Source organism: Luteibacter sp. W1I16, from assembly GCF_050434905.1.
In the GTDB taxonomy this organism is placed as follows: Bacteria; Pseudomonadota; Gammaproteobacteria; order Xanthomonadales; family Rhodanobacteraceae; genus Luteibacter.
In genome coordinates this window covers 4,098,251-4,116,780 of record NZ_JBNDJJ010000001.1, presented here as the reverse complement: position 1 = coordinate 4,116,780, position 18,530 = coordinate 4,098,251, and the positions used below count along the sequence as shown (strand labels likewise).

Annotated in this window: 16 protein-coding genes; 4 read left to right on the top strand and 12 right to left on the bottom strand. The window is 66.5% G+C overall.

Annotated elements, in window-relative coordinates:
• Nucleotides 1–68 precede the first annotated feature (68 nt).
• Together QFZ41_RS18115 and QFZ41_RS18110 are read right to left on the bottom strand one after the other, a co-directional pair.
• On the bottom strand, nt 69–2,123 hold the full coding sequence (locus QFZ41_RS18115) for a S9 family peptidase (RefSeq protein WP_429200004.1): 2,055 nt from the start codon (nt 2,121–2,123) through the stop codon (nt 69–71).
• 167 nt (nt 2,124–2,290) lie between these two features.
• Nucleotides 2,291–2,581, bottom strand: coding sequence for a GNAT family N-acetyltransferase (locus QFZ41_RS18110; RefSeq protein WP_429200003.1), 291 nt, complete (start codon nt 2,579–2,581; stop codon nt 2,291–2,293).
• Nucleotides 2,582–2,697: 116 nt separating this feature from the next.
• On the opposite strand from QFZ41_RS18110, the gene QFZ41_RS18105 reads away from it, so the two are divergent.
• From QFZ41_RS18105 to QFZ41_RS18095, 3 genes are all read left to right on the top strand, one after another.
• Nucleotides 2,698–3,660 (top strand): CorA family divalent cation transporter, encoded by a 963-nt coding sequence (locus tag QFZ41_RS18105; RefSeq protein ID WP_429200002.1) that lies wholly within the window; start codon nt 2,698–2,700, stop codon nt 3,658–3,660.
• A 248-nt stretch (nt 3,661–3,908) separates the two neighbouring features.
• Nucleotides 3,909–4,979, top strand: a complete 1,071-nt coding sequence (locus tag QFZ41_RS18100) for a GGDEF domain-containing protein (protein WP_429200001.1) — start codon at nt 3,909–3,911, stop codon at nt 4,977–4,979.
• Between the two features lie 240 nt (nt 4,980–5,219).
• Nucleotides 5,220–6,398 (top strand): IS30 family transposase, encoded by a 1,179-nt coding sequence (locus tag QFZ41_RS18095; protein ID WP_429197367.1) that lies wholly within the window; start codon nt 5,220–5,222, stop codon nt 6,396–6,398.
• Between the two features lie 702 nt (nt 6,399–7,100).
• Here QFZ41_RS18095 and QFZ41_RS18090 read toward each other — a convergent pair.
• The 5 genes from QFZ41_RS18090 to QFZ41_RS18070 form a co-directional block, all read right to left on the bottom strand.
• Nucleotides 7,101–7,724 carry an alpha-ketoglutarate-dependent dioxygenase AlkB family protein gene (locus QFZ41_RS18090; protein ID WP_429200000.1) on the bottom strand — a complete coding sequence of 208 codons (624 nt, stop codon included), beginning with the start codon at nt 7,722–7,724 and terminating at the stop codon, nt 7,101–7,103.
• A 7-nt stretch (nt 7,725–7,731) separates the two neighbouring features.
• Nucleotides 7,732–8,262, bottom strand: a complete 531-nt coding sequence (gene sodC, locus QFZ41_RS18085; protein ID WP_429199999.1) for a superoxide dismutase [Cu-Zn] SodC — start codon at nt 8,260–8,262, stop codon at nt 7,732–7,734.
• 95 nt (nt 8,263–8,357) lie between these two features.
• The gene (locus QFZ41_RS18080; protein ID WP_429199998.1) at nt 8,358–9,056 is read right to left on the bottom strand and encodes a pseudouridine synthase; all 699 of its coding nucleotides are present in this window, start codon (nt 9,054–9,056) and stop codon (nt 8,358–8,360) included.
• Complete coding sequence (locus tag QFZ41_RS18075) at nt 9,053–10,111, bottom strand: class I SAM-dependent methyltransferase (RefSeq protein WP_429199997.1); 1,059 nt, start codon at nt 10,109–10,111, stop codon at nt 9,053–9,055. The genes QFZ41_RS18080 and QFZ41_RS18075 overlap by 4 nt, the downstream gene beginning before the upstream one ends.
• 53 nt (nt 10,112–10,164) lie before the next feature.
• A complete protein-coding gene (locus QFZ41_RS18070) occupies nt 10,165–11,718 on the bottom strand; it encodes a protein adenylyltransferase SelO (RefSeq protein WP_429199996.1) in 1,554 nt (517 codons plus the stop codon).
• Between the two features lie 111 nt (nt 11,719–11,829).
• Here QFZ41_RS18070 and QFZ41_RS18065 point away from each other — a divergent pair, with 111 nt between their 5' ends.
• On the top strand, nt 11,830–12,462 hold the full coding sequence (locus QFZ41_RS18065) for a hypothetical protein (RefSeq protein ID WP_429199995.1): 633 nt from the start codon (nt 11,830–11,832) through the stop codon (nt 12,460–12,462).
• Here the strand turns inward: QFZ41_RS18065 and QFZ41_RS18060 are convergent.
• From QFZ41_RS18060 to QFZ41_RS18040, 5 genes are all read right to left on the bottom strand, one after another.
• On the bottom strand, nt 12,447–14,123 hold the full coding sequence (locus QFZ41_RS18060; protein WP_429199994.1) for a putative bifunctional diguanylate cyclase/phosphodiesterase: 1,677 nt from the start codon (nt 14,121–14,123) through the stop codon (nt 12,447–12,449). The two genes, QFZ41_RS18065 and QFZ41_RS18060, sit on opposite strands and share 16 nt — an antisense overlap.
• A gap of 82 nt (nt 14,124–14,205) precedes the next feature.
• Nucleotides 14,206–16,479 carry a type II secretion system secretin GspD gene (gene gspD, locus QFZ41_RS18055; protein WP_429199993.1) on the bottom strand — a complete coding sequence of 758 codons (2,274 nt, stop codon included), beginning with the start codon at nt 16,477–16,479 and terminating at the stop codon, nt 14,206–14,208.
• 90 nt (nt 16,480–16,569) lie between these two features.
• Nucleotides 16,570–17,439 (bottom strand): general secretion pathway protein GspK, encoded by an 870-nt coding sequence (locus QFZ41_RS18050; protein ID WP_429199992.1) that lies wholly within the window; start codon nt 17,437–17,439, stop codon nt 16,570–16,572.
• The gene (locus QFZ41_RS18045) at nt 17,436–18,098 is read right to left on the bottom strand and encodes a prepilin-type N-terminal cleavage/methylation domain-containing protein (RefSeq protein ID WP_429199991.1); all 663 of its coding nucleotides are present in this window, start codon (nt 18,096–18,098) and stop codon (nt 17,436–17,438) included. Before QFZ41_RS18045 ends, QFZ41_RS18050 begins: the two co-directional genes overlap by 4 nt.
• On the bottom strand, nt 18,095–18,529 hold the full coding sequence (locus QFZ41_RS18040) for a prepilin-type cleavage/methylation domain-containing protein (RefSeq protein WP_429199990.1): 435 nt from the start codon (nt 18,527–18,529) through the stop codon (nt 18,095–18,097). Before QFZ41_RS18040 ends, QFZ41_RS18045 begins: the two co-directional genes overlap by 4 nt.
• Nucleotide 18,530 lies beyond the last annotated feature (1 nt).

Sequence of the window (18,530 nt, the reverse complement as noted above, 5' to 3'; positions counted from 1 at the left end):
GATGCTGGGTCGGCGAAAAAACGCAAATCCGCCGAAAGGCACTCGCGGGAACCATCCGTTCCCCGTGTCTACTTGTCTCCCGCCGACAGGTACCGGTCGAACCAGGCCAGCGCGCGGGCCAGCACGTCACGGCGGCTGGCGTCGCGCGCGAAGCCGTGGCCTTCGCCCGGATAGACGACCAGGGAGGTCGGTACGCCCTGGGCGCGCAAGGCGTGCCAGAACTCGAACGACTGCGGTGCCGGGGTTTCCGCGTCCCGCTCTCCTACCACCACGAGGGTCGGCGTCTTCACCTGCTTGATGAAGTTGATCGCGGAGCTCTTCGCGTACACGCCGGGATCGTCGTAGACCGAGGCGCCGAAGAACGGCTTCATCCACTGGTCGATGAGGTTCTGACCGTAGTAGCTCTGCCAGTTGGAGATGCCGGCGCCAGCGACCGCCGCACGGAAGCGCTGGGTCTGGGTGACGCCGAACATCGTCATGAACCCGCCGTAGCTCCAGCCGGTGAGGCCCAGGCGCCGGTCGTCGACCGGGTGGGACTTCTCGATCGCGTCGACGCCGGCCAGCACGTCACGCAGGTCGCCGTAACCGAAATCCTTGCGGTTGGCCTGCACGAAGGCCTCGCCCTGGCCATAGCTGCCACGGGGGTTGGGCATGAACACGAAATAGCCGAGCGCCGAGAGCGGCGCGCCACCGTAACCCACGCCGGGCCAGCGCGGCGTCACCGCCGCGGCCGGGCCGCCGTGGACGGAGACGATCATGCCGTAGCGCTTCTTCGGGTCGTAGTTGGCCGGATACAGCAACCAGCCCTGCACGTCGTGGCCTTCGTTCTTCCAGGCGATCGACTCGGCCTTGCCCCAGGAGGGCTTCAGGCCGGCATTGAATGTCGTGACCGCCTTGGGCACCGAACGGCCGTCCAGATCGACGACCTGCACCTCGAAGGCTTTCTCGAACGAGCTGGCGGTGAAGGCCGCCTTGCCCGCGTCCGCGCTCAACGAGAGCGACATCGACAGGCGACCGTCGCCGATCGTCATCGGCAGTTCGAACAACGTGGTGGCCGTGGCGGAGCCACTGGCGGGTACGGCATAGCTCGATACCCGGCTGGCGCCGGCGGCGTGCTCGCCGACCAGCAGCCGGTCGGGCGCGGTCCAGGCCAGCCAGGCCGGCGTGGTCGTCACGCCCGGCGTGACGTCGACCGGTTCGGCGCCTCCCGCGGCGGGCACCATCCAGATATCGCCGCCGGTGGAACCCTGGTCGCTCATCAAGCCACCGATGAAGGCCACCCGCGAACCGTCCGGAGAGAATCGCGGTACGGCCACCTGTAAATCCTTCAGCGGGCCGGAAAGCGTCGCCGTATCCACCAGGGTGACCGCCTTCGCTCCCGGCGTGACCGGCTGCGCATAGAGCTTCGCCACCCACCAGTTGTTGTCACCCGGCGGCGGCGCCGCCACGTAGGCGATCCGGCCGCTATCGGCCGAAAACGCGAATTCGTAGACATGCAGGCCCGCCGGCGTCAGCGTGCGGATGGCACCGCCGGTGGCGTCGACGCTGGCCACCTGCTGCACCTCGATGCCCTCGACACCGACCTCGCCGAGCTGCGGCTTGGCGGCGGCCGTGGCGCTCGCGCGCCGCGTGGCGTTCGGCACGTAGAGGAAGGCCAGCGCCTTGCCGTCGGGACGCCATTCGAGGTCGTCGACGTAACCTTTCAGATGCGTGATCCGCTGCGGCGCCGCCTTCTTCGCGATATCGACGACATAGACATCGCTCTGCTTGCCCTCCTCCACGCCGGGCGCCTTGCCGGCACAATCGGAGAGGAACGCAAGATGCTGCGAATCCGGCGCCCATGTCGCGGAGAGCTCGCTGCAGCCCTTGCTCGCGGTGACGCGGTGGGCGTTACGGCCATCGGCGTCGGCCACTTCGAGCACCGGCTTGCCGTTCGTCTTCACCGTCCAGGCGAGGTGCTTCGCATCGGGTGACAAGGCGACGGATTCGATCGTGCGCACCTTGCCCAGCGCATCCAGGATCGCGGCGATGCGCGGGTCGTCCGCGGTTTTCGCGGGTGTGTCGGCAAAGGCGTGGCCTGCGCAGGCGAGCGCGACGGCGGCGACGATCCACTTCGTACGCATGGGTGACCCTGGATGATGGGGAGCGCAAAAGCTAACACGTCGCTGAACGAAGTCGCGAGACCTGTCGCCGCCCAGGCCGCTTCCCACCCGAGCCTGGATAACCGGCGGTCGGGTAGTTCACACCGGGCAGCAGGGTGGGAAGCCGCCTGGGCGGCGATCGGTTCCCCTCAGGCCAGCAAGTGCCCGTACTCGGGATTCCGCTCGAACCAGGTCGCCGCATACCCGCACGCCGGAACGATCTTCCACCCGCTCGCCTCCGCGACCTGCACCGCGAATTTCGTGAGCAAGGCGGCGATGCCGCGCCCTCCCACCGGGGATGGCACGCCGGTATGCGTGATGGTCATCACGTTGCCACTCAGCTGGTACTCCAGCTCGCACGTGTGGCCGTCAACGACGGCAAGGAACACCTGGTTGGCGCTGTCATGGACGATTTCCAGCGGTTTGGCGGTATCGCTCATCGGTATCTCTCCTGGGTCCGGCCGTGGGATCTTGCCGCCAAGCATGCGCGCCCGCGGCCACGCATGTCATCTCCGGCGTAGACTCCTCGCACCTGACGTCAAGGACACCCACGCACGTGCTGATCATCCACGAACATGGGAAATACACCGATCCCGTCCGCTGGACCGCGGGCATGGCAAAACCCGATGCGCCCATCTGGGTGGATCTGCTCGATCCAAACGAAGACGAACGGCGTTGCGCCAGCGAAATCACCGGGCTGCGCATCCCGCAACGCAACGACGTGGTCAGCCTCGCGTTGTCGAGCCGCATCCGCACCGACGACGGCGCGATGTACCTCTCCATCCCCTATTTCGCCGACTCGCCGGACAACCATCATCCCGGTCCGGTAGGCATCGTGGTCACCGGGCATGTCCTGATGACCCTTCGCTTCGAAGAGTCGCCCGCGTTCAAGCTGGCCAGCGAGAGCTGCCAGGAACACCGCTGGGAATCCAGCGCCGATGTGCTGGCGACGCTGATCGAGGCGATCGTCAACCTGGCGGCCAAGCGCATGGAAGACGTGTCGGCCGACCTGAAGAAACTCTCCGACCGGATCTTCACGCCGGTGCGGGTCGGTACGCCGGCCCTGCGCAACTGCATGCTGGAAGTGGGCCGCCTGGAAGGCGAACAGGCGCGCAACCGCTCATCGATGCTGGGCGTGCAGCGCATCGTGTCGTTCGTTCGCGCGAAGAAGCCGGAGTGGATGTCGGACGACGTCGAGGTCCGCCTGCGCGTCGTCGAACACGACCTGCGCACGCTCGATGAATTCGACGACCAGCTCACGAACAAGCTGCAGTTCCTGCTCGACGCCAGCCTCGGCTTCATCAGCACGGACCAGAACCACGTGATGAAGGTGCTGACCGTGACCTCGGTCGCCACCATTCCGCCGGTGATACTCGCCGGCGTGTGGGGCATGAACTTCAAGAAGATGCCCGAACTGGACTGGTCCTTCGGCTACCCCATGGCCCTGGCCGCCATCCTGATCAGCATCCTGTTGCCCGTCCTGTTCTTCAAATGGCGCGGCTGGCTCGAAGGTGACTGACACGCACACCGATTCACGTTTGTGAAGCCCCCGGATCGTTGACTGCGTCACGATTTCCGACATTCGTGCCGTTTTTGCCCTAAAGTCGGCGGCCTTCCGGCCGATAGCTACTTCCAGGGAGTCACTCGGCCGCAAGTCCGGTTCGACGCACACACGGAACCGCCACGGCGCGTTCCACTCGGGGGAGGAGTGTCGGTGCAAGTCCAGTATCCATGCCGCGACGACACGGTCGTGCGGAAGCCATGCGCATGAAGGCGCCGTGGCACAGCCCTGTTGGCATCCTGCCCGAATCGCGTCTGCTCGCTTCGGTGGCCGAATTCACCCATCACCGCGACATCGACGCGCTGGACCACAGCATGGTGCTGTCGCTGGCCGAGCTCATCGCCGTCAACAACGTCACCTTGTGCCGGCGCGGAGACAGCCCGCGGCATCCCGTCGATTCGATCGTCGTGTGTTCGCGGAAACCTGACGGTGGCTTCGTGATCGAAGCGCTGGACCCGACGCTCGACGGCGATCCCATCGACACCCTCGTCTGCGCCATGGCGACGCTGGAAGCGATCAGCGATATCACCGACGACGGTAGCAGCCGTCTGGTCATCCCCATCCAGCGCGAGCACACCGCCATCGGCGCGTTGATGCTGGAAGCCCCCGACTCCCTCGACGACGTACGCTCGATGGTGGAAGGCTTCGCGCGCATCTACTGCAACTACATCGCCCTGCTCAACGAAAGCGAGCGTGACAAGCTCACCGGCCTGTACAACCGTCGCAGCTTCGAACAACGCCTGCGGCGCCTGCTCACTCTCCAGCGCCACGCCTCGCGCGATGTCGCTCCCGACGCGGAAGAGAAGCGCCGCCCGGTCGGCGAGAATTCGCAGCTCTACCTGGCGATCCTCGACATCGACCATTTCAAGCGGATCAACGACACCTACGGCCATGTCTACGGCGACGAGGTGATCCTCATGCTGGCCCAGCACATGCGCGCGAGCTTTCGCCAGGGCGACGTGTTGTTCCGTTTCGGCGGCGAGGAATTCGTGATCCTCCTCGCGGCGCAGGACGAAGCGGAGGTCCACCTCGTGCTGGACCGCTTCCGCCGCTTCGTGGTCGACCATGCGTTCCCACAGGTGGGTCATGTCTCCGTGAGCATCGGCTATGCCCGCATCACCGAGCACGATTACCCGGAAATCGTGCTGGACCGCGCGGACAAGGCGCTGTACTTCGCCAAGCAGAACGGGCGCAACAGCGTGCATGGCTACGAGTCCCTCACCCGCCGCGGCGAACTGGCCGCCCCGGTGTCGTTGGGTAGCATCGATCTTTTTTGAGCGTTCGGTGGGCGGGCTCGGCTTCGCCCTCGCATCGGGGTGGTGAGGCAGAGCCGTCGGCCACCACCCTCGTCGCTCCGAGCTGCACCGTCGCTCGGGAAGGGATGCCGCTGCGCGGCCGTGTTCTATGGCTGACGCCCCGTCGCGCCCGTCGCCCCGGGCGGGGTTTTCGATTCGCCCTCCGGTGATCTCAACCGATCGATGCAACACCGTAGTCTGATCAAGACGGAGGTGGGCATCATGAGCAGAGCAGTCAGGCTTTGGCGTCATTTGTCGACGGCGGACCGTGAACGGATCTGGGCGGACTGGCGGGCCGGCGTGTCGCCCGCGGCCATCGGCCGGTCGCTGGATCGGCACCCTGAGACGATTCACTACGTGTTGAAGAAGCACGGCGGATTCGCCCCACCGCCTCGGAAGCGGGCGGCCCAGGCGCTTCAGTTGGCGGATCGCGAAGAGATTTCCCGCGGCTTGTGTCAGGGCCATTCCCTGCGCCGGATCGCCCAGAGCCTGGGGCGAGCCCCCTCCAGCATCAGCCGTGAGGTGAGACGTAACGGAGGCCGTGAGGCCTATCGCGCGGCGAATGCCGACCAGCGAGCCTGGGCGCAGGCCAAACGACCCAAGGCGTGCCTGCTGGCCCGCCACGGCGCCCTTCGTCGCGTGGTCGCCCACAAGCTGGCCCATCGCTGGGCACCCCAGCAGATCAGCGGATGGCTTGCCCGACGCTATCCAGACAACGACAGTATGCGGGTGTCCCACGAAACCATTTATCGAAGCCTGTTCATCCAGGCCCGCGGCGTGCTTAAAAAGCAGCTCCTGGCGCATCTGCGCACCCAGCGATCGGTCCGTTACCCGCAGGCGCAGGGGCGTCACGGCAAGGGCCGCAAGGGCGGCCCTAACCTGATTGCCCAGGCCCTGACGATCAGCCAGCGCCCCGCCGAAGCGAATGACCGGGCGGTACCCGGTCACTGGGAAGGCGACCTGCTAGCCGGCACGATCCACTCGCATATCGTCACGCTCGTGGAGCGGCGATCACGCTTCGTGATGCTGATCAAAATTCCCGCTCGCGACAGTGCGACCGTCGTGGATGCCGTGGCTAAACACATCCGCCGGCTGCCGGCCGAGCTGAAGCGCTCGCTGACCTGGGATCGCGGTCCGGAGATGTACCAGCACCAGCGTTTCAAACTGGCCACCGACCTGCAGATCTATTTCTGCGACCCGCATAGTCCCTGGCAACGCGGATCCAACGAAAACACCAACGGCTTGCTTCGCCAGTACTTCCCCAAGGGCCAGGATCTAAGCCATTACACCCAGGCCCAGCTCAACGCCGTGGCCAAGGAACTTAACCAGCGACCGCGGCAGACGCTGGACTTCCAGACCCCTGCCGAGGTACTCAATCAAACCGTTGCATCGACCGGTTGAGATCGCCCCGTGGCTCAGCGAAAACGGCCGGCCGTCCAGGCCGGCCCCCTGACGGGCCTTTTCGCCCGGCGCTCCTCGGTTCCACAAGTCGCGCCGAGGGTGGCGGCCGACGGCTCTTCCGGGCACGGAGGGGTTGTGTGGGCAAAAGCAACGCCCGCGACCTGGGAAAGCGGTTGCGTGTGACTCCCCTCACGCGGGTGGGAAGCGGGCTGGCCCGCGATTCGCCACCCTGTGTCGAGCGAATGAGGCGGTGCATCCAACCGAGCGAGCGGTAAAGCCTCGCCCGATCATCGCAAGGCTTCCTTCGCAGCAGAAAATCGAGGACTCGCGGGCCAGCCCGCTTCCCACCCGGGTGCGGCGACCGGTAAAGGCAGACGGCTCTTCCCACCCACCCACCGCAGTGTCGAGAGAGCTGCCGGGCGCCACCCTCGGCGCGACATGAGGAGCCGAGGACGGGCGGGCGGACAAGGCCCGGTAGGGGATCGGCCAGGACGGCCGATCGTTTTCGCTGAGCCACGGAGGGCGAATCGAAAACCCCCGCCCGCCCGTCCGAGCCCGAAGGGGCGCCAGCCATCAGGCATGGCCGCGCAGCGGCTTCCCTTCCCAAGGGACGGCACCGCCTGTCGCGCCGAGGGTGGCGCCCGGCAGCTCCCCCGCGACGCACCAGCCCCACGCGAGGGCGAAGCCGAACCGAATGACCCCCTAAGAAATCTTCTTCCTTACCCCATACCGCCTGCTACCCGCCTTACCCTCAGGCCGGACGCGGAAAGCCAGGCTGATCCGCGGCCCCACCTTGCCGCGCATCTTCGGAATGCCGTGGTCGTAGTGGAACTGCGTGGCATAGCTCATCGTGAGCAGGCTGCCCGGTTCCATGTCGATATCGAAGCTGCGCTTGGGCGCGTCGCGTTCGCGCAAGGTCATGCGCCGCGTGGCGCCGAGGGAAAGCAAGGCGATGGGCTCGTCCTCTTTCAGCTCGTCGATGTGATCGTTATGCGGGGCCACGCTGTCTCGGCCGTCGCGGTAGAGGTTCAGACCGACCGAGGTGAAGCGGACGCCCGTGAGCGCGATCACCTCGCGCGCCGCCTCACCGACGATGGGGGGCAAGGCCGGGTCGTCCAGCGCGTAATGCTGAAGCAGTCGCGGCACGTCCACGTCGCGGCCATACATCGGACGCCGCTGCGCCTCCCAGGGAATGTCCGCGAGCAGGCCGGCGAACCACGCGGCGGCGCGTTCGGCGTGAATCACGCCCGGCTCATACGCGAACCGCCCGTGCTCGTCATCGACGATCACGAGCGGTTCGGGGGCGAAGAGACCGCCTTGGGACATGGTTTCCTTACTTGACGACGCCGCAGGCGATGCGCGCGCCGCCGCCGCCGAGGGCCGCCGGCTGGTCGGAATAGTTGTCGCCACCGGCATGGATCATCAAGGCGTGGCCCTTCAGGGTCGCGATCTTGGTCAGGCGCGGCGCGGTCACGGCCGTGGTGTCGGTGCCGTCGGCGCCCACGGTGATCTTGGGCAGGTCACCTTCGTGGCCCATGGACGATTCCGGACCCTCGTGCTTGCCGGTGTGCTCCGGGTCGTAATGGCCGCCGGCCGCCAGCGCGGCGCCCTTCTTGCCGTCCTTCTCGCCCGGATCGCAGCTGGGTTTCTCGTGCAGGTGGAAGCCATGCTCACCCGGCGGCAGGCCCTTCAGGTCCGGCGTGAACACCAGGCCGCCAGCACTTTCGGTGACCGTGACCTTGCCGACCGACGCACCCGTGCCGTCGGCGGTGACCAGGGTCATGGGCACCACGACGCTCTTGTCGGCGGCCTGGGCGGCCACGCACACGCACAACCCGGCCACGGCGATGACGATTCGTTTCATCTTTGTCTTCCTTATGAAGGCGAGGGAACCCGGGGATACTGCACCCGATGTGCAGGGGGCGTCCATAACGAAACCACCGGGCACCGGGGCGCGGTTCAGCCGAAAATCCGCGCCGTGTCGTCCGCCGTCAGGAGGCGCCATTCACCGGAAGGCAGCCCATCCAACGTCAGTCCACCGAGCGCGGTGCGCTCCAGCGTCACCACGTGGTTGCCCACGGCGGCGAACATGCGGCGAACCTGGTGGTAGCGCCCTTCGGTCAGCGTGACGCGGACGTGGCGGGGGCCGAGTACCTCCAGCGGCGCGGGCTCCAGCGGTTCCGTCTCGCCTTCCAGCATGAGCGTCCCGGCGGCGAACGTCGCCGCCTCGTCGCCACGCAGTTCCTCGGCGAGGGTGGCCTCGTACACCTTCGCCACCGCCGCCTTGGGCGAGATGATCCGGTGCAACAGCTGCCCGTCATCGGTGAACAGCAGCAATCCCGAGGTGTCCCGGTCGAGACGGCCCACCGTCGACAGCACCGGATTGCGCAGCGCGAAACGCGGCGGCAGCAGGTCGTAGACCAGCCGGCCCACGTCCTTGCGCGAACACGTGTAGCCGACAGGCTTGTTGAGCATCAGCAGCATGCCTTGCGGCGGGTCGAGCGGCTCTCCCTCGAAGCGCACATCGGCATGCTCGACCTTGTCGTCCGCATACAGCACCTCGCCCGCGGCGTCGGTGACCAGCCCTTCGCGGAACATGGCCGCGACCTGCTTGCGGCTGCCATAGCCGAGGTTCGCCAGGAGGCGTACGAGTTTCATCGGCGGGGATCCTTTGCTTCGATGACCTTGAAGCCGTCGCGTTCGACGACGGTGCGCACGCTGGCGAAGCCGGCGTCGAGCGCCGCCTCATAGGCCAGGTGCCGGTTCGCCACCATCCAGAAGCGGCCTTGCGCGGCCAGCCCCTTCGCGGCGGCGGTGATGAAGGCGCGGCCCAACTGCGGATCGTCTGCCCGCCCCTGGTGAAACGGGGGGTTGGACACGATGGCGTCGTAGCCGGCGTCGATACCGTGGCTGACGTCGTGCCAGCGCACGCTCCCGGCGATGGCACGGCCGGATCGCTGGATGGCATCGGCGACGTTGCGGCGCGCCGGTTCCAGTGCCCGTGCCTCGGCCTCGTAGAGGTCGACCGCCGACACCGCCGCGCAGCGTTCGATCACCTCGCAGGCGAGATAGCCGAAGCCGGCGCCGAGATCGGCCACACGGCCGGAAAGATCGGAAGGCAGCACGCTGGCCAGCAAGGCCGAGGCGGTGTCGATGCGGTCCCACGCGAACAAGCCTCGCCGGCTCGTGAAACGCCCGCCCTCGATCGATTGCGGCGCGTCGAGTGCGAGCCAGTCGGCGTGCAGCGATGGTTCGGCGACGGCGCCGGGTCGAGTCCAGAACACGCGGCACTTGTGCTTGGACAACTCGCTCACGCTGCCAGCCAGAAGGGCCAGGTCCGCCTGGGCGGTCCTGGCGCCTTCGGCGTTCGGCACGCTGGCGACGACGATGCCACCAGGGCCGGCCAGCGACATCGCCTGCGCGAACAGCGCCCTCGATTCCTCGCGTTGCCGGGTCGGCAGCACCATCACCACGCCGAACTCGCCCTCGGGAATGTCCGGCGACACGTCGAAACCCGACCGCGCCAGGGCGTCGGCGGCCGGCTTGAACGACTGCTGCAGGACCCAGCCCGGGCGCCTGCGTTCTCGCAGGACGAAGCCATCGCGTGCGCGCAGCATCAGCAACCTGCCATCGGCCGGGAAAGCCAGCTCGCCCGTCGCGAAAGGCACGAACAAGGCATCGAGGGCGGCGTCGGAAGCGGAACCGGCTGACAACGCGATGGACCTCGGCGGCGTGAAGGAACCGGCGATTCTAGCCGAGCGGCCGCTCAGCTGCTGCAGGACAACATCGAACAACCCACCCGCTCGCGTGCCCAGTCCGGTCGGCGTCCGGCCAGATGCTCCCTGCCCGGCTGCTCGTCGTAGGGCTGGCGCAGGGTTTCCAGCAACTCATGGACACCGTCGTCGTCACCCCGTTCCGCGCGGTCGATCGCCTGCTGGGCGAGGTAATTGCGCAGCACGTAGCGCGGGTTGCTTGCGTGCATCAGGGCCAGCCGTTCCGACGCCGGCGACTCGTCGTCGCGCACCCGAGCTGCATAACGCTGCAACCAGGATTGCAATGCCTCTTCGACCGCGCCGCGCCGGGCCTCGTCGTAGAACGCCTCTCCCACGCTTCTTGTGCGAGGCGACGAGAGATCCAGTGACGCGAGATCGCGGAAGAAGATCGTCATGTCCATTTCCCCGGTCAGAAGCAACCCGCGCAGGTCCGCCACCAGGGCCTCGTCACCCTCGCGCGCATGGGCTAGGCCGAGCTTCGCGGCCGAGAAAGCGGCATCGGTGGCCTCGAACACTTCCACGTACCGGTCCAGCCCCGCCTGCAATGCTTCGACACCCGTGAACAACGGTGACAGGGCCTGCGCCAGCCGTTGCAGGTTCCAGTAACCCACCTGGGGTTGCTGGCCGAAGCGATAACGGCGATGCGCGCGGTCGGTGGTGTTCGGCGTCCAGTCCGGATCGAAGTTGTCGACCCAGCCATAAGGGCCGTAATCGATGGTGAGGCCGAGGATCGACATGTTGTCGGTGTTCATCACGCCATGCACGAAACCCACGCGCATCCAGTGGGCCATGAGCGACGCCGTGCGCTCACACACTTCCGTGAAAAACGCGGCGTAGCCTCGCTCGCCCGGCAGATCGGCGAAAGCGGGGAAATGCGTGGCGATGGTGAAGTCGACAAGGCGGCGCAACAGGGCCACGTCGCCACGCGACGACGGCAGTTCATATGAGCCGAAGCGGAGGAAGGAAGGGGCGACGCGGCAGACGATGGCACCCGGTTCGGGTGCCGGGTGACCGTCGTACATCACGTCGCGCACCACGCTTTCGCCTGTCGCCACGAGCGACAGCGCCCGCGTCGTCGGCACGCCCAGGTGGTGCATGGCTTCGCTGCACAGGAACTCGCGGATGGATGACCGCAGCACGGCGCGCCCGTCGGCGCCACGCGAATACGGCGTGCGGCCGGCGCCCTTCAGTTGCAGTTCCTGGCGACCGTGCCGCTCGGTCAGCACCTCGCCGAGGCCGATCGCCCGGCCGTCGCCAAGCTGCCCCGCCCAGTGGCCGAACTGATGGCCACCGTAGGCCATGGCATAGCCGGTCATGCCCTGCAGACGGGCGTTTCCCGCGAAGACGTCCGCGAAGCCGGGCCTGTCGGGCGACACGCCCAACATGTCCGCTACCTCCGGCGATACGGCGACCACCCGCGGCGCCGGCACGGGCGTGGGATCGACCCGGGAAAACGCGGCGCCGGCGACCTGCCGGGGCAGGTTCGAGGTATCGGAGTCGGCCGGCAACTCGCGGACGAAGGCGTTGTCGAAGCGGAGATCTGTCATCGGGGGAGCCGGATGGAGCGTTGGAGGAAATATTCGGGCGATCGGGGCGCATGCAACCCTACCCTCGAACTCGTGCACACTAGCGCCCCCGACCACCCCGCCCCGGACCCCATGCGCCCCTTCCGCTCCCTGGCTACCTTGCTTGCCGTGACCCTGGCCTGCCCCGCCAGCGGCGAGTCGGTGAACGTGCCACGAAGCGACAAGACGCTGGTCGAGATCATCAACGGGACCATGGGAACCCTGCCCAACGCCGTGGACTCGCTATCGGGCAAGCTTCCCGGAGGCCTGCACCCCACGGCCGACGCACCGCCACAGATCGTCCGCAGCATGCCCTTCGTCACGCGTGACGGGTACCGCGTCAGCGCCTTCGAAGCACGCGGCATCGACGAGGGCGGCGACGTCCCGATGGTGCGCTTCACCTCCATCCAGCTCGAACAGAAGCCGTGTTTCCAGCGCGCCGACGTGGACGATAAATTCCATGCTCAGGGCACCGACACCCATCTTCCGAGCGCGCCCTCGATGCTGCCCAACCGTTACCTGGTGATGCAGATGCCGTGGGGCCGCCTGTCGTTCGGCACGTCGCAAGAGAGCGGTGGTTGCGTGATCGCCATCGTCGGCGACGCCACGGGCGGCAATCCCGGCACGCGGATGCCCCTGCCCTTGCCGCAGCCCACCACGATGCCGGGCATGCCCGACCTTCGCCGCACCTGGCCCATGCCGGCAGGGGCCTATCCGGCGGAGTAATCCGGCAGGGGCGTCGGGTAACCACCGATGATCCCCGCGATGCCCTCCTCGGACACGCCGGCGGAGAACAGGAAACCCTGCAGTTCGTCGCACCCCGCATCGCGCAGGAAGGCTCGCTGCTGTTCCGTCTCCACGCCCTCGGCGACCACGCACAGGCCGAGCGCCGCGCCGAGGTTGGACACGGCGCGCACGATGGCGGCGGAATCGTCGGCCATCGGTGCCATCTGCACGAAAGAGCGGTCGATCTTCACCTTGTCGACATCCAGGTCCTTCAGCAAGGTAAGACTGGAATATCCCGTGCCGAAATCGTCGAGCGATATCCGCACGCCCTCGCTTCGCAGCCGTTTCAACTGGCGTACCGTGGCCACATCGGCGTTGACGATGGCCGTCTCGGTGATCTCCAGTTCCAGCCGGCGCGGCGCCAGTCCCGTTTCAGCGAGCAGGCGCAGGACCATATCGGCGAAGCGGTTGTCGCGCAGCTGCACGGCGCTCACGTTCACCGCCACGAAGATGTCGGCCATCGGGGCCACGCGGGCGCAAGCGGTTCGCAACACCCACTCGCCGAGAAAACCGATCAGGCCGGTTTCCTCGGCCACGGCGATGAACTGTACCGGGGGTACATCGCCCAGACGGGGGTGCCGCCAGCGAGCCAGCGCCTCCAGCCCGATCACCTTGCCGTCGCAGGCCCGGACCAGTGGCTGGTAGTGGCAGTCCAGCCCCGCCGCGTTGCGCAGGGTCTCCCTGAGCGCCAATTCGATCTCGCGGCGGTGCGCGAGCGCCACGTCCAGTTCGTCGGTGTAGACCACGTAGCGGTTACGGCCCTTCTTGGCTTCATAAAGGGCACTGTCGGCCTTGCGCGCCATCTCCCCCGCGGCCACTGCATCGGCGTCGATCGGAACGATGCCGATGGAGGTGCCGATCAGGGAGGCGTTCGCAGGGACGTCGAAAGGCAGGCTCGCGAGCGTGAGGATGCTGGACGCCAGGGTTTCGACGTCGAGGTGGCCACCGTCCTCGACCAGCACGGCGAATTCGTCGCCGCCGATGCGCGCCACGGTGTCGTTCAAGTCGAGCAGACCGCGCAGGCGGGAAGCGAACTGCACGAGCAACTCGTCACCGGCGAGATGGCCGTAGGTATCGTTGACCTTCTTGAACCCATCCAGGTCGAGGTACAAGAGCGCCGCCTTGCCGGCGCCGCTCGCGGCCCGCGCGATGGCGGCATCCAGCTTGTTGAACAGTGCCGTTCGATTGGCCAGGCCGGTCAGCGCGTCGTGGCACGCCAGCCAACGTATCTGCGCCTCGGACTCGCGCAGTTCGGTGATGTCGGTCACCGAGGCGAGCACATGGGGCGCCCCCTCCAGCTCGATGCAGGTCTTTCGCGTGAGCAGCGTGCGGACGCGGCCTTGCGGATCGGTCACCGATTCCTCGGTTTCGACGACTTCGTGGGTGCGCAGCACGGCCTCGTCGCCCGCCGCGAAGCGCGCCGCCTGCTCGGGCGGAAACAACTCCTCGTCGCTCTTGCCGACGATATCGTCCGCACGTACCCCCATGTATTCGCAGCCCATGCGGTTCACGAACACCCAACGGTGCATGGCGTCGCGCACGAACATCGCCGTGGGCATCATTTCCAGCACCTTGGACCAACCGGCCAACCCTCCGATCACCGGACTCTCCCCTCGCGTTCCACCTGGGCAATCTGCGACCCCCCATGTGAGCGCCGCGTGTGCGGGACGCGTTGCCGCCGTCCTAGGGGGCCCCATCCAGTGGCCGCAGCGACTCGAACTTCCGCCGATACTCGTCGGTGACCTGCTTGGCTTCCTCCCCGTTGCTGATCACCCTGGGCGTGATCAGCACGATCAGTTCGGTACGGTTGCGCCCCCGGTTCGTGGAACCGAACAAACGACCGAAGACGGGTATCCGGTTCAGCCCGGGAATGCCCGTATCCGTGGTGTTGTCGTCCTCCTTGATCAGTCCACCGAGGAGCACCGTCTGGCCACTCTGCACGGCCACCTGGGTGGCGACCTCGCGCTGCTGGATCGGAAAGTTGCCCGTGGTCGTGTCTTTCACGCCCGCCGCGCTGACCACCTGGCTCACGTTGAGGTACACCAGCCCGCCCGGATTCACGCGCGGACGCACGTTGAGGATCACACCGGTGTCCTTGTATTCGACCTGGCCGATCGTGTTGTCCGTGTTGGCATTGGTGTTGACGAAGGTCTGCGTGATCGGGATCTGGTCGCCAACCTGGATGTGCGCCTTCTGGTTGTTCAGCACCACCAACGACGGCGCCGAAAGGATCTTGGTGTTGCCGCTGGTCTCCATGGCGCGCAGCGCGACGGCGATGTTGTTGTTGACGAACGAGTAGAAGAAGCTGTCGGTCGTCGGATTGTAGACGTTGCCGCCGTTGCCCAGCGCCCACTGTTGCTTGTTGCCCGGCTGTCCCACGGAACCGTTGGTGCCGCCGACGAGGCCTTCCAGGTACCACTGCACGCCGAACTGGAAGCTGCCCGTCAGCGTCACTTCGAGGATGCGTGTCTCGATCTGCACCTGCAACGGGACGCTGTCCAGGCGCTTGATCGCCTGCTCGATCTCCGTCCACTGCGACGGCCGGCAACGCACCATCACCTGGTTGTTCGAATCCACCGAGGTGATGCGCACGCCTTCGTCGGTGGTCGTCGACGCATGGCGACTGCTGCCATTGTCGCTGGCATCGGTGGAGTCTCCGCTACCGAGACCGCCAAGGCCGCCCCCGGTGGCCGTGCCGGCGGTTCCACCGGTGGAGCCCGTCGGGGTCGATAACCCCGATGACGTACCCGATGAAGAAGCACCCGCATTGCCGAACGCACCCGTGGTGCTGCCGAGGCCCGAGCCGCCACGATTGCCGAGGTCGCTGTCGCCGCCGCCGAGTGTGCCGGAGCTCAGACCCGGGCCGACCTTGCCGCCGCGATCGCTCGACTTTCCTCCACCGGAGCCGCCGCCATAGATGTCGGACAGGTAGTCGGCCATATCGGCCGCCTGCACGTTGCGCACGTCATAGACATAGAGTTGCGGCTCGTTGCCGCCACCGCGATCGATGCGCTCGATCCAGGTTTTCACTTCGTCCAGGTACTGCGGTTGCGGGCTGATCACCACGAGGGAATTCGTCCGCTCGATGGGAATGAAGCGAAGCATGCCCGCCATGGGCGTGTTGCCCTTCTCGCCGAAGAGGCTGTCGAGCTGCGGTGTCAATTCCTTCACCTGGGCACGTTGCAAGGCGAACACACCCACCGACATGCCGCGCAACCAGTCCACGTCGAAGGTCTGCACCGTGCGCTGGTAGTTCTCCAGTTCGCTCGGCGTGCCGGCCATCACCAGCACGTTGCGCGTGGGGTCCGCCAGCAAGGTGGCATCGGGCCGTGCGAACGGCTTGATCAGTTTCTGCATCTCGGTGGCGGAGATGAAACGCAGGGGAAACAGACGCGCCTGCAGGCCGCCTGGCGGTGCGGTCGCGCCCATGCTCGGCACGAGGTTGCCCGCCACGGCATCCTTCGACGGCATGACCACGTAGCGGTCGCCGTTACGGACCAGCGCGTTGCCGGTCCACGACAGCAAGGTCTCGAGGATGGGAAGCGCCTGGTCGGTGGTGACCGGCTGCGAGGTGGAAAAAGAAATGTTGCCTTGCACACCTGGCACGATCGAATAGTTCTCGTGCAGGAGGTCGCCCACGATGGCCTTCACCACCGACTCCACGGGCTGGTTCTCGAAGTTGAAGGTCACCGTGCCCGCGCCCGCCGCCACCGGCTTCGGCTTGGGCAAGCCCACCGCCTTGACGAATTCCCCCGTGCCCGTGGTGATGTCAGGCTGCGTGACCGCAGGGATTTGCGGATTGGTCGTGCCTATCGTCAATGGCTTGGGTACCGGCTTTTCGGTCCCGGCCAGTGCCTCGCGTTGCAACGAACCGTCGTCGCGCGGCTGGGGCAGCGTCGAGCATCCTGCCAGCACGACCACCCATGCGGCGACGCCGATCGTAAGAAAGCGTGTCATGCAAGAACCATCATGGTTATCGAGGCCTGCGAGAGTGGCGGGTGCGTGTTGCCGTGCCGTGACGTGGCAGGAGTATGCCGCAGGAATCGGCTACAGGTTCTTTTCGGACGCACGTTCCGCCCAGCGTACGATGCGATACGGCCGCGGATTCCCGGGTTCACTGTGCAGGATGAGGGTGACATCCAGTGTCAGGGCCGGTCCTTCGGCCACTTGCGCCCGTGACGTGATACTGACGATCCCGCTGAAACCCTTCGCCGCGTTGCCCGATCCCGTCCCGGGAAGCATCGGCAACGCGGACCCGCCTGGCGGCAAGGCCCTCACCTGATCGACGTAAGATCTTGCCGCTTCCGGCCCGGCGCCGGTAACCGCGGCCACGACCACCGGGGCGGCGTGGGCGAGATTCGGTGAATCGGGGGTCCACAACGTCAGGAAGGGAACGATCCTCTCGACGGCGTCGGCGGTGATCCCAGGCACCCGGTAGAGTTCGTCAAGGCTGCTGAAACCGCCTTTCGCCAGCAACAACGACGCCTGCATATGCCCCCGCGTTCCCCAGCTGGTAATGGCCGCTTGAAACCGCGGTACCAGCGACGCATCCACGCCCGACGCCGACAGTAGCCGTCCGATGAGTTCAGGCGGCGCCGTGTTGAGATTGACCTTGCCGTCCTCGTCGCTGATGTCCACCTGCACATCGGTACGACCCAATCGAAAGCCATAAGCACGGCCGTCCGCGATCCAGCGCTGCGCGTCTTCCCGCGCATTCAGCATGAACACCGCTTGTTCGATGCCCGCCTCCGCCGCATAGAACGCTTCCAGGCGCAGGGACTGTCCACGTGCCTGCGTGCTCTCCACGCGAGCGCTCGTCGCCAGTGCGCCGAGGGTGATCGCCGCCAACGTGCAACCCCAAAGGACCACCAGCAAGGCCACGCCGCGTTGCTTCGCGTTCCAGTGAAGGAGTTTCATCGCTTCCCTTCCGCCGAGGTCAATCGCGCCATGGCTTCGCGCGCGTCGACCGCGGCGGGATCCATCCGCAAGGGAACGGCGATCGTGGGCCATTTCACCCCGCCGGCCAGGGTCAGTTCGAGGCCGATCATGGAAGGCAGGCGATCGCCATACGGCCATGTGTCCTGCCATGGCACCGGATTGCCTTCGTCATCGACGCCGCTATAGACGAAGCGCCCGGACGACACATGATCGACCAGGACCTCCGGTTGCGACGGGACGACCTGTGCGGCATCGCGCGATGCCATCGGTGCGAACTCGGCCTGTAGCTTCAGGTCTTTGTCGCGCCCGACCAGGGCCAGGCGCTGGAGCTGAAGACCGCTCTTCGCCAGGTAGCCAGGCCCCGGCGCGACGAAGGTGACCTCACCGGCCGTCCCACGAACCACGATGGGGTGCCTGTCGGCACGCAGCGCCCATGGATACGCCAGGGCGGTGGATAACGCCCGTCGCACGTACATCTGCGCGGCCCTGACCTGGTCGAGCCGTTCGGTCACGGCCATGCCGGCACGCGTGGATTGCGTCATCGTCTGCAGCGCCGCCGTCACGCCCAGCAGCAGCAATGCCAAGAGGGCGAGTGCCGCGAGTGTTTCCATGAGGCTGAAACCCGCCTGGCGCTTCACGAATCCCCCGAGGCATACACGGAAACCTTGGGCACGCGTGGCTTCTCGGACACGGTGCGCAGGGTCTCGAAGCGGGAAGACAGGGTTCTTCCACCCACATCCCACTCCACGGTCAGCTCGATCCTGTACAGATGCATCGGAACCAGCGTGGCGACGGTCGCCATATCCGAAGGCGTACTTATTTTCATCGTCCAGCGATAGGTATCGTCGAAACGGCCCGTATGCACACCTTCCGGCGGAAATTCAGCCACGAAGGTACGATCGAGCAGCCCGTTCGCCCAGAGCGATGCCTGCGTGTAATCCGCCGCGCGTGCGTTCAGGGCGACAGACGAGCCGGTCGCGCGCATGAGCGCGCCGAAGCACAAGGCCAGCAGGACCAACGCCGCCAGCGTTTCGAGCAGGCTGAAACCTCCGGTTCGCTTACCGCGCATG